Annotated in this window: 10 protein-coding genes and 1 pseudogene; 4 read left to right on the top strand and 7 right to left on the bottom strand. The window is 40.2% G+C overall.

The features are described 5' to 3' along the window. Positions 1–2,394, top strand: a 2,394-nt coding sequence (metH, locus tag B4H32_RS03475) for a methionine synthase (RefSeq protein WP_286800012.1), incomplete at its 5' end; no start/stop codon positions are given. Between the two features lie 58 nt (positions 2,395–2,452). Here the strand turns inward: metH and B4H32_RS03470 are convergent. The 4 genes from B4H32_RS03470 to B4H32_RS03455 all read right to left on the bottom strand — a co-directional run bounded on the left by B4H32_RS03470 (position 2,453) and on the right by B4H32_RS03455 (position 6,058). Further along, a complete protein-coding gene (locus B4H32_RS03470; RefSeq protein WP_004682719.1) occupies positions 2,453–4,390 on the bottom strand; it encodes an HpaII family restriction endonuclease in 1,938 nt (645 codons plus the stop codon). 87 nt (positions 4,391–4,477) lie between these two features. Next, positions 4,478–4,960, bottom strand: coding sequence for a peptide deformylase (def, locus tag B4H32_RS03465; RefSeq protein WP_004682720.1), 483 nt, complete (start codon positions 4,958–4,960; stop codon positions 4,478–4,480). Positions 4,961–5,166: 206 nt separating this feature from the next. Next, the gene (locus B4H32_RS03460) at positions 5,167–5,658 is read right to left on the bottom strand and encodes a DUF2505 family protein (protein WP_004682721.1); all 492 of its coding nucleotides are present in this window, start codon (positions 5,656–5,658) and stop codon (positions 5,167–5,169) included. A gap of 109 nt (positions 5,659–5,767) precedes the next feature. Next, positions 5,768–6,058 carry a hypothetical protein gene (locus B4H32_RS03455; protein WP_026040014.1) on the bottom strand — a complete coding sequence of 97 codons (291 nt, stop codon included), beginning with the start codon at positions 6,056–6,058 and terminating at the stop codon, positions 5,768–5,770. Positions 6,059–6,235: 177 nt separating this feature from the next. On the opposite strand from B4H32_RS03455, the gene B4H32_RS03450 reads away from it, so the two are divergent. Then, positions 6,236–6,676 carry a universal stress protein gene (locus B4H32_RS03450; RefSeq protein WP_004676742.1) on the top strand — a complete coding sequence of 147 codons (441 nt, stop codon included), beginning with the start codon at positions 6,236–6,238 and terminating at the stop codon, positions 6,674–6,676. Between the two features lie 46 nt (positions 6,677–6,722). On the opposite strand, the gene B4H32_RS03445 is transcribed toward B4H32_RS03450, so the two are convergent. Genes B4H32_RS03445 through B4H32_RS03435 form a run of 3 tightly spaced genes read right to left on the bottom strand, consistent with a single transcriptional unit; the run spans position 6,723 to position 10,930 of the window. Further along, on the bottom strand, positions 6,723–7,886 hold the full coding sequence (locus B4H32_RS03445; protein ID WP_004799600.1) for an alanine racemase: 1,164 nt from the start codon (positions 7,884–7,886) through the stop codon (positions 6,723–6,725). Between the two features lie 18 nt (positions 7,887–7,904). After that, positions 7,905–9,197: a D-arabinono-1,4-lactone oxidase gene (locus B4H32_RS03440; protein WP_286800010.1), complete on the bottom strand. Its 1,293-nt coding sequence runs from the start codon at positions 9,195–9,197 to the stop codon at positions 7,905–7,907. Continuing rightward, positions 9,194–10,930, bottom strand: coding sequence for a neutral/alkaline non-lysosomal ceramidase N-terminal domain-containing protein (locus B4H32_RS03435; protein ID WP_004682725.1), 1,737 nt, complete (start codon positions 10,928–10,930; stop codon positions 9,194–9,196). The genes B4H32_RS03440 and B4H32_RS03435 overlap by 4 nt, the downstream gene beginning before the upstream one ends. Before the next feature lie 68 nt (positions 10,931–10,998). On the opposite strand from B4H32_RS03435, the pseudogene B4H32_RS03430 reads away from it, so the two are divergent. Next, positions 10,999–11,232: pseudogene (locus B4H32_RS03430) on the top strand (AraC family transcriptional regulator); the annotation flags it as partial. Between the two features lie 91 nt (positions 11,233–11,323). Continuing rightward, positions 11,324–11,568, top strand: a 245-nt coding sequence (locus B4H32_RS03425) for a transposase (protein ID WP_286800009.1), incomplete at its 3' end; no start/stop codon positions are given.

The following is an 11,568-nucleotide window of genomic DNA, read 5'->3' as shown; positions in this document are numbered from 1 at the left end:
TCATCGAAATGGGAAATCATTGAAGCGGGTTTGAAATGCGTTCAGGGTAAACCTGTGGTGAACTCAATTTCCCTTAAAGAGGGTTATGATGAGTTTGTCGAAAAAGCCCGTTTATGCCGACAATATGGTGCAGCAGTTATCGTCATGGCATTTGATGAAACAGGACAAGCGGATACGGCTGCACGTAAACGTGAGATCTGTAAACGTTCTTATGATGTGTTGGTCAATGAAGTGGGCTTCCCTGCTGAAGATATTATTTTTGACCCGAACGTGTTTGCAGTTGCTACGGGGATTGAAGAACACAATAACTACGGTGTCGATTTTATTGAAGCGACAGGCTGGATTAAACAAAACTTGCCACATGCCATGATTTCAGGTGGTGTCTCTAACGTTTCATTCTCTTTCCGTGGCAATGAACCTGTGCGTGAAGCAATTCACTCAGTATTCCTTTACCATGCCATTAAACAAGGCATGACGATGGGGATCGTGAACGCTGGTCAAATGGCGATTTATGACGATATTCCTAAAGAACTAAAAGATGCAGTTGAAGATGTAGTTCTAAACCAAAATCAGGGTGAAAGTGGACAGGAAGCCACAGAGAAATTGCTTGAAGTTGCAGAAAAATTCCGTGGTCATAGTGGCGCACAACGTGAAGCTGAGAACCTTGAATGGCGCAATCAATCAGTTGAGAAACGTCTTGAATATGCACTGGTTAAAGGGATTACCACTTATATTGATGAAGATACCGAAGAAGCCCGTTTAAAAGCCAAACGCCCTCTTGATGTGATCGAGGGTGCATTAATGGATGGCATGAACGTGGTCGGTGACCTGTTCGGCTCAGGTAAAATGTTCCTACCTCAAGTGGTTAAATCTGCACGTGTGATGAAACAGGCCGTGGCATGGCTGAATCCGTATATCGAAGCGGAAAAAACAGGTAGCCAGTCTAAAGGTAAAGTCCTGATGGCAACCGTAAAAGGCGATGTACACGATATTGGTAAAAATATCGTGGGCGTGGTGTTGGGCTGTAATGGCTATGATATTGTCGATTTAGGTGTTATGGTTCCTGCTGAAAAAATCCTGCAAACCGCGATTGATGAGAAATGTGACATCATTGGTTTATCTGGTTTGATTACACCATCGCTGGATGAAATGGTTTTTGTTGCCAAAGAAATGCAGCGTAAAGGTTTTGACATTCCTTTATTGATTGGCGGTGCAACCACATCGAAAGCCCATACCGCAGTCAAAATTGACCCGCAATATTCAAATGATGCAGTGATTTATGTAGCCGATGCCTCTCGTGCAGTGGGTGTAGCAACTACCCTACTGTCTAAAGAAATGCGTGGTAACTTTATTGCTGAACATCGTGCGGAATATGCCAAGATTCGTGAACGTTTAGCCAACAAGCAACCGAAAGCAGCCAAACTAAGCTATGCAGAATCCATTGAAAATGGTTTTAAAATTGATGACAACTATGTACCACCAAAACCAAATACGTTAGGTACACAGGTTCTTAAAAATTATCCGCTTGAAACCTTAGTACCGTATTTTGACTGGACTCCATTCTTTATCTCTTGGAGTTTGGCAGGCAAATTCCCGAAAATCTTAGAAGATGAAATTGTTGGTGAAGCAGCAACTGATTTATATAATCAGGCACAGATCATGTTAAAAGACATTATTGATAATCAGCGTTTTGATGCCCGTGCCGTGTTTGGTTTATATCCTGCACAACGTACCGATGCAGATACCGTGAGTGTATTTGATGAATATGGTCAGAATGTCACACATACCTTTGAACATTTACGCCAACAATCCGATAAAGTCACAGGTAAACCAAACTTGTCTTTAGCGGATTATATTAAGCCATCTGCTCAACCAGAAGATTATTTGGGCGGTTTTACTGTATCCATTTTTGGTGCAGAAGAATTGGCAAATGAATATAAAGCCAAAGGCGATGATTATTCTGCAATTTTAGTACAGTCTTTGGCGGATCGTTTTGCCGAAGCTTTTGCAGAGCATTTGCATGAGCGGATTCGTAAAGAATTTTGGGGTTATAAAGCCGATGAAGTGTTAGATAATGAAGCACTGATCAAAGAGAAATATGTGGGGATTCGTCCAGCACCTGGTTACCCTGCCTGCCCTGAACATTCGGAAAAAGCCGTGTTGTTTGACTGGTTAGGTTCTGAGGAAAAAATTGGCACCAAGCTGACTGAACACTTTGCCATGATGCCACCATCTTCTGTGAGTGGTTTCTATTATTCTCATCCTGACAGTGACTACTTTAACGTAGGAAAAATCTCACAAGATCAGCTTGAAGATTATGCCAAACGGAAAAATTGGACTTTAGATGAAGCGAAACGGTGGTTAGCGCCGAATTTAGATGATTCAATTGCCTAATTAAGCACACACCAAAAACGATCCCCTTTATTAAAAGAATAGAGGGGATTTTAAATCATCAGGTGTTACGGATTTGTAAATTCAGTTTAAAATAATATTTACCATTGGTTTCCTGGTAAATCGTACCGAAACGATGACGTGTACTGGAAGCTGTATCCAGTTTGGTATTTAAAAATAAATATTCTTTTAAATCTGCATCTTTTATTACATGATAAAGTAAAAGATCACCATCTTTTCTGACCACAACCAAACCATTACAGGTATAAGCACCATCCCACGGCGTACCAGAGAACATGCCTAATAAAATTGCTTTTAGAAAATCCTTAACCCGAATCGTTTTGATTTCATCATCGACTAAATCTCTTAAATAACGCCCTTGACCTTTATAATATTTAAGTACTGTTTCTGCCAAATATTCTGGCATTAGCGAGTCTGCTTTTCGTAAATTATCATTAAATACGTCATTTTCACATTTATAAAATTCGAGTTGCCCTCCTAATTCTTCAATTTTAGTTAAACGATCCTTTATTTTTGATGAAGTTTCAATTTGATTAACATCCTGTAATGTACCTCTAAAATTCTTCACCTCATAAATAAAATTGGTTGTCGATCCTGCATTGAGTAGTGTTGGCGCACTGCCTAAAAATGATTTTATTCCCAATGGGTCATATCGATAACTTTGATTTTGAAATTCAAAAGAAATATTTAAATCAGCTTTAGTATATGAGTTGCCTTTAAAAGAGCTAATCTTTAATAATTCCAATAAACTCTGTTGTTCAATATTAAAAGTTTTTGTTTCAGGATTTAGAATAGTGTTCTTAATCTGGGCAAGCACTTCATCATTTAAAATATGCTGAATAGAGCCTAAATCAAACGTTTGATTTCCCTCAATAATTTTTAAGTGATCGTCACCAATGACATAAAATTTACTGGAACCAATATGTTGTAGAGCATAAATTTTAATAAATTCATTGGGTTGTTTTTCTTCTAGCCGAGCATTACCAAATGATAACTTTTTATCATGCATAAGCTTCAGGAAAGCATATAATTCACTCCATTCACCTTTATTGAATTTCATTAAATCCTTTTCCTCTGTACGCTGTATGGTATGTTGTTGTAAATAATTCTGCACTGCTTTTGCTACATGATAGACCACATCCACACAGACACTATTCCCCAGTTGTTTCATGGCCTGGGTTTGATTCACAGGAAACTCAAAATCATCAGGGAAACCCATCATCCGTTTTCCCTGTTTAGGGGTTAAACGGCGCACTTCATGGTTGACCAGATAACCGTCCCAGTTACGGCGATCATTAATCGGTGAACTTTTACCACCGACCCTTAAGGTGAAACCAATTTCGCGACTACATTCTGCTTCCCATACATCCGACATATTTAATTTAAGTGGGACTGGTGCTGGAAATTGAAACGCCTGCTGAGTCTCAACCAAATCTTTATTAAACCCAACAATAAAGATACGTGGGCGATGTTGTGGACGGCCGTATTCACTAGCCTTTAAGATTTTATAGTGAACTGAATAGTTTAACGACTCCAGCTCATGCCTGATAATTTGAAAAGTACGGCCTTCATCATGATTCACCAGTCCACGTACATTTTCCAAAATAAATGCTCTGGGCCTTTTTTTCGATAAAATTTCCAAAATACAATAAAATAAATTGCCTCTTTCCGACTTGGCCCCATCAATTAGCCCCTCTCTTTTTCCTGCATGAGAAAAGGCCTGACAAGGGAATCCGCCACATAAGATGTCATGTTCAGGAATCAATTCATAGGAGACTGAACGAATATCTCGATTAAAATCTTTTTCATCAATTTTATGGTTTTTTAAATAGGTTTTTCTGGCATGTTCATCAAATTCTGATGCAAAAACACACTGCATACCCAATTGAGATAAAGCAAGATGAAAACCACCAATCCCTGCAAATAAGTCTATAAACTTAAATTTTTCAGAAAAATCAAATTCTAAATTTGTACTCATTCACTGCAAGCTAAAAAAATCATTGTCCTATTATAGCCAAATATAAAATCGGATTGTTAAATGTATTGACAAACGTATGATCAATAATCAATGCATTCTTTCCACAAACAGCACCCCATCCAAATGATCAACTTCATGCTGCACAATACGTGCAGGAAAACCCTCGTAGCTGGTTTCAACCACGTCACCCTGTAAAGTGTAATAACGTAATTTAACCATTTGAGCACGTTCAACCTGTCCACGTTCATTCGGCACACTCAAACACCCCTCTTCACCAAAACAGGTCGCTTGAGAAAACTCTAAAATCTCAGGATTGACCATCACAACAGCATCCATTTCAGGTGCATCGGGATAACGTGGATTAGGTCGGGACGCCACAATAATCACACGCTTGGAAATATAAACCTGTGGTGCCGCAATCCCCACACCATTGCGCTCAAGCATGGTCGCATGCATGGCGGACGCAAGTGCCATCAACCATTTACTATTAAATTCCACATCTGACACCAATGCCGCTTTCAGCTTTAAAATTTCTTCACCACGCTGTGCCACAGGTAAAATCACACTCATCACATAACCTTATAATTGTTTTGACCAAATCGTAAATAATATCGTATTGGATATTGAATCGGGTTGCCATAATTTTCATTTAAGAATCTTGTCAAAGTACCGCTTTACTCAGTGTGGTTGGTGTCATTCTTGCGCTTCTGCCCTGTTTTCTACGCTTCTAAAAACAAAAAACTCCCCTGACGGAGAGTTCTTTTATCGCATCTAAATTAAAGGTTTTTCTTTAATTCATCTTCAACAATTTCAATCTCAAGTTGGCTAAACTTACGAATTTCGCCCTCTGCATGCTTTTCAAGCATTCCACCGATCAAAGGTACTTTCACCTTTACCGTCCAGGTCAGAGTAATGTCTACTTGGTTACCGTTACCTGTTACCTTACGCTCAGCTTTCGCTTCCAGTGGCAGGTTTGCGCCCAGCTCAACCGTTGAAGTCAGGTTTTTCAAATTGGTGATGTCTGAACGTTTTAAACGGAACGCATTTTTTAATAATTTTTTCGCAACTTCTGGAATATTTACATCAAGGTTATATTCACGGCGTAGGGTATAAATGTCGCCATTGATGTTGGATTCAATAATTTCCAGATTCTCACCTGGAATACGTTTACACACTGCTTCATGCAATGAGGTGTCGGCAACCAGTCTTGAAAAATCTTCAATTGAAACACCGTGAATTGTTTCGTTAACTGTAAATTGATGTGCCATCTTTAAACTTCCGTTTCATTGTAATTAGGATTTCGGGATTGTACAAAATTATAGCACTGTCTCTTGTAGAACAAAGAATTTTCTTGAAAAAAATGGGTGACTGCACGGATTAGTTATTTTTATTGTAATGATACCGCATACATAGTTTTACCGTTACGTGCTCAATATGGCTGATGTATAGGTAATGGTTGCCGTATTCAATGATGGCATAGAAGTGTTCAGCACCATCATCCAGTCCTGTCGCTGACCATGTGGTGCCCTGTGGAAATTCATCCAGCCATGTGGCTTTATAAAAATCCGAAACGGAGTCAAAAGCCAGATAGCTATCAGGGTCATCCATAATTTTGGCGGCCATCTGATCAAATTTTTGCTGTTTAAATGCTTCCAGACTCAGTAGCACAAATGTTCCCATGATTTTAAATAGTGTTAAATTCAGCATCGTGTCTAAAGTTAATATTTAGCCGAATTACAAAAATACCATGATATTCCTAGCGTTATATTTTGCTAGACCGCGTTCAATATGTTATCAACTGCTTATACTTTTATCTTTTACAACGATAAACTATAAGGAGTAAATATGTCTTATCAAAATATTTTAGTCGCTGTTGATGATTCTCCAATTTCTTATGCAGCAGTTGAACATACACTGTCTTTAGCAAAATTATCAGGGGCAAAAGTAACTGTACTCAGCGTGGTGGCCGTTGATCCATATGTCGGTGTTGATTTTTATCAAGTGGTACCAGCCATTACCGATCATTTTATGCAGGCTGAAGCGCATGCTAAAACCCAACTACAAGATATTTCTCAATCTTTCATTCGCGATGGAATTGAGGTTCAAACCAAAATTCATCATGGCCCAGCCAGTGAGGGTATTATCTTTGTCGCCGATGAAGTGGGAGCCGATCTTATCATTATGGGTTCGCATGGGCGTACAGGGGTAAAACGTCTGCTATTGGGTAGCGTTGCGCGTGCCGTTTTAACTGAATCACATATTCCTGTGCTGATTGTAAAGCAATAAGCGCTTATGTGAATGTCTAAAGCCTTGTTATTGTGCAAGGCTTTTTTTATTCTCGAAAGCTTTGCCATGTTTTAAAGGTATTTCGCTGATATAAATTTAAAGTTGAAAATTGCGGAATAATCGCTTCACTTTGCGTTGGTCTTAAAAATACAAAATCATCGACCTGAATATCACAATCTCTTGGAACGTTGACTAACTCCTGATTGCTACTCCGTCCATATAGAAAATGCGGATGTGCTTGTTTCGGATAGACATAATTGGCCAGCCAATAGCCGCCATAAATAAATAGGGCTTTAGATTTGTGTGGCAGTTTATCCAGTACAGACATGGCGGGAAGTTGGGTATAAGACAATACTTTTAATACTGGCGTAGCAATCCATAAAGCTGGCCGTAAAGCGGCTAAAAACTGACTGTCAAAATCGCTTGGTTTTAATAACATCGAACCAAAAGACAGATCATTGCAAACACTTTCTGTGGTATGAAAACTAAAAGTAGGACTGCCCCCGCCATTGAAACAAAGATTATCACCCCACAACGTAGGAAACTGTTTTTGAATCAGTTTTTGATATTCGGAATAGATGTGTTGGGATTGCTGATAGGCCAGTTCTGGTTTTTTAATCAGGGCTGGAATCTTGGTGACATGCGCATCATAACCCATTAAACCCGACAGTTTTAAATACTGTGGATATTGCTGAATCAGCTTTAATATTTCAGTGAGTTGCTGGGTTGACTGCACCCCACCACGATGCAAACCGACATCAATTTCAATATTCACTTGCAAGCAAATCGAATAGGCTTGGGCAATCTCCAGATATTGCTGTAGGCGTTGTTCGGTATCAATCAGCCATTGAATCTTTGCATCAGACCATTGCGAGTGTTGTTCGTAGAAATGATGTACCGCTTGGGTTGGCATCGGCTTGCCCAGCAAAATATCCGCTTCGGCAAAGTTTTCTAATATTGCAATGATATGCGGTTGATGGAACAGCATAAATCGCTGGGTATTGATCTGTTCAGACAGCATTTTTAATAAGTCTAAGCACGCCAGAGATTTTACCACCAGACGTGGTTTTAAGTGTTGGGCATGCATAAGTCTTACTTGAACATGCTGGATATTTTGTTTTAAGGCAGCCTCATCCAGGATGAGTTGCGGTGTCGCCATCCCCTGCTTTTTTAGATCAAGATTGAGTTGTTTAAAAAAATAATCCAGCATACTCACGTCCTTATTGTTTTAATCTTTTGCTAAAAATAACTTTTCCAGATATGGATTTAAAAACTTGGCCTGTGGGTCAAGCTGCTGACGCAAGGCCATAAAATCATCCCACTTTGGGTATAATGCCCGAAGCTGTACGGTGCTCATCGTATGCATTTTACCCCAATGTGGGCGTCCCTGATATTTCTGCAAAATTGGCTCAACTACATCAAAGATTAAACGTGGGTCCTGTTTATGATATTGATGTACTGAAATCGAAATTGAATCCTGCTGATAAAACGGACTGAGCCAAATATCATCACCTTTGACAAAGCGAAATTCCAGTGGAAAAAAGGTGGCAACCTGATGCTTTCTTAAGGCACGCAACACCTCATCCAGACATGCAATGCCCTGATCAACGGGAACATGGTATTCCATTTCATTAAACTTGGTATTACGCGGCGTTGGAAATATCTTACTCGACCAGTCAATATAGGTGCTTGGTTTGACAAAAATACCCAACAATTTCTGTAAATACGGATTCAGTGAGGGAAAGCTTTTGGTCAATTCAGAACACATGGTCAGCAAGGTATCATCCGAGGGGAAATTTTCCTTGCGTGGCAAAATCTCCTCATCGGTTTCATCCAGCGTTTTCAGCATCAGCTGTTTTTCATAGGAAAATACAAAACACTCAATATGCCGATGCTGATGTTTCCATTGCTGGATGTGTTGCATCATGTCCTCAACAGGACACAGCTCAATGTGTTCCCTGAGTTTATAGCGTGGACGATTTTGCATGGTGATCTTGGTCAATATTCCCAGACTTCCTAGGGAAACACGCCCAGCGACAAAGATTTCAGGGTTTTCGGTTCGACTACATTTTAAAATTTCACCCGAAGCGGTAAGTAATTCAAACCCCTCCACATAAGCCGAAATACAGTGCAAATCGGCTCCTGTCCCATGTGTTCCCGTTGACACCGCACCTGCCAGACTTTGCTGATCAATATCACCCTGATTCATCAAAGCCTGATTAATGGATTGCTGCTGTAAATACTGATCTAAATCGTATAAACGTGTGCCCGCATAAATATTGCTTTGACAACGTTCTAGATCGAAAGATGCGACACCTGAAATTCGATCTAAAGATACTAAGGTTGCATCGGTACACACTAACGGGGTAAATGAATGCCCTGCACCCACCAGCCGTATTTTTGCATGATCCCGAACAATAGACTGCAATTCCTGAATATTGGTGGGTTGTAGAATCTGTTGCGGCTTGGCTTTTTGGAAGCCCGACCAGTTCGACCAGATGCCTTGTTTTAAATCACTCATACTGCCTCTCCCTGGCTTGTCGCAGTTTTTAAATTACCATAATTGCTTCGTTTTGCGAGTTCCTGTTCTGGAATCGGTTTTGGTCGTGTGACTTGATCATAATTACGCTGATTTTTATCCAGCAATAATTGTTCAGCCAATAACTTGAATTTGCTTTGGCAAGCTGCCAGTGTCCATTGCCCAAACAGGGTATGTCCACCCTCATAGGCCTGTTCCTGATATTCTTCATAGGTGGTGACATAGCCCATATAATCATTGCAGTAGGAGGCCAACCAAACGCGCTCTATATCAGACTGATCAGCAAATACCTGTTTTACCGTATCCACAACCCGTTGTCCTGCAATGGTGGTGAACTCGCCTGGACAACAGACTATTGCCAAATTCCCCAATCGAATCATCTGTAATGGCACAACGTTTGGCACCAATGGACTCTGCTGAATCGCGCCCGCCTTGACCTGTCGGTTCATCTCTGCAATGAGAGGATCAAGAATACTGGGCGGAAAACCAATCGGCTGACCCAAAATCTTTTTAGAGCCTGCCTCTAATACAATCTGTTTCGGCCCCTGTGAAGCATAGAGTTGTTGATAGTTGACAAAATCTGCTGCCTTGGGATTTTTGCTCTTTTGTTTACGCAATTGGTCTGCCAAAAACTGCATAACTTTAATTAATGGCTTTGGTGCGCCTAATCCATCGACAGGCGTACCAGCAAAAAAAGCGGTGCCATGACAGGGTTGACTGGTTTTTGCGCCAATCTGCCCTTGTGCAAATTCAGGTGGAATCTCAATATTGCTTAAATCCACATAGGAACATATCGCATCAATTTTTCCTTGTATTGGCTTTAAAGATTGCTGGAATGCAGCCAAAGCCAGTTCACTTTGATAGCGTCCATTTTGCTGTGCATATTGGTATTCCTGTTCGCCTTTAATCTTGTTACGAATTTTAAGCTGATCTTTTCCATGAAAATGCGGAGAGACATCGCCTGCAGTGGCTTGAGCAAAAATCGTGACTGGATTTTGAATACCTTGCTCAATTAAAGCCTGCTCAGAAAATGCAGCGGCATAACCTTTATTGTCCCCATCATAAGCCTTTAATTTATTACCAAGACAAGTAGCATGGACACCAAACAATGAAATAAAGGATTGTAACTTTTGTTCCCGATAAAAACCGATCAGTTGCATTTCACGGTTTAAAGCCAAATGTGTTTCACGCTCTGAATATGGCTTCACCTCTGGATTACGGTTATAAGCCTTAATCGAGCGATTCCATGCCACAGGTGTATCTGCGGCAAAATGCTGGGTGCTAAGACAAATCTCAGTGTCTTGTTCAGTATTAATGCAAGTTTGAATACTCAGTACAATGGCATCCACAATTGCATTTAAATGTTCGGGCACAAAACCTGGGGTTGGCATGTTATATAAGGCTTCATGTGCGCAACCACCTGGCCCAGAATGGGTATGGGTTGCCATCAGTACCAATTGATTTTCATCAAACTGGGAACCCAATATTTGCTGTAATCGCTGCATAGATTGACTGCGCATGGCATGGGTAATACAACCTAAATCCAGACAGCAGATAATGAGCCGATGCTGTTGCTGATCAATAATACTAAAGCTACGTGCATATAACGCCGTACGTTTTTCATAGGCACGATGTGACCATTGTCCATAGCCAAACATGGCATAGCCTTTTGGTGTAATTTTAATTTCCTGTTTATCCCAACCAACCTGATACATTGGTATTTTCCTTTTAAGTTCTTTTTCTAGCTGTCTGTTATAAAGCATGTTGAAAGTTAAACAAAATTATACGATATCCAAAAGGGTTAAAAAGAGTTTATTTTGGAGGGCAAAACGGACTTATGCCTAAACGAATCATTCATACAACTGGTGCGCAACAATTTACACCACCGACCATTCTGGCCAGCCTGATCCACTATGCGGAACAACAGCATTGGGATTATCTAACATGGTTTAAAGATTCAGGTCTGGATATAGGGCAAATCCAGCAAACAAATGGTGTCGTTCGTTTTACCCAAATGTATGAAGAGAACCGTACCGAGTCTGTCGGAGAGTCAATATTCTGAGATGAGAAGCATTGCTTCGCAAGACGTAGCGAAGCGTAGGGTCCCGATGACAAAATTAAAATATACCCCTGAAATCAGAGAAAGAGCGGTTCAATTATTGATTGAATCTAAAAAAGATTATCCATCGAACTGGGCAGCAGTTTCTGCAATTGCGCCTAAAATTGGCTGTACTCCTGAAACTCTACATGTTTGGTATCAAAAGCATTTAGATCAGCAAAATCCCATTAAAGTACAACAGATATCTGACCAAGAAAAAATGAAGCAAATGGAACGTGAAATTAAAGAATTAAA

The organism is Acinetobacter sp. UBA2063 (assembly GCF_002333245.1).
Lineage (GTDB): Bacteria > Pseudomonadota > Gammaproteobacteria > Pseudomonadales > Moraxellaceae > Acinetobacter > Acinetobacter parvus.
This window is presented reverse-complemented; position numbering and strand designations above follow the sequence as displayed.

Excerpts from the sequence above, each read along its gene's own strand:
- B4H32_RS03435 (WP_004682725.1), bottom strand. The coding sequence starts at position 10,930 with ATGTATCAGGTTGGTTGGGATAAACAGGAAATTAAAATTACACCAAAA.
- B4H32_RS03470 (WP_004682719.1), bottom strand. The coding sequence starts at position 4,390 with ATGAGTACAAATTTAGAATTTGATTTTTCTGAAAAATTTAAGTTTATA.
- B4H32_RS03460 (WP_004682721.1), bottom strand. The coding sequence starts at position 5,658 with ATGGCACATCAATTTACAGTTAACGAAACAATTCACGGTGTTTCAATT.
- def (WP_004682720.1), bottom strand. The coding sequence starts at position 4,960 with ATGAGTGTGATTTTACCTGTGGCACAGCGTGGTGAAGAAATTTTAAAG.
- B4H32_RS03440 (WP_286800010.1), bottom strand. The coding sequence starts at position 9,197 with ATGAGTGATTTAAAACAAGGCATCTGGTCGAACTGGTCGGGCTTCCAA.
- B4H32_RS03445 (WP_004799600.1), bottom strand. The coding sequence starts at position 7,886 with ATGCTGGATTATTTTTTTAAACAACTCAATCTTGATCTAAAAAAGCAG.
- B4H32_RS03450 (WP_004676742.1), top strand. The coding sequence starts at position 6,236 with ATGTCTTATCAAAATATTTTAGTCGCTGTTGATGATTCTCCAATTTCT.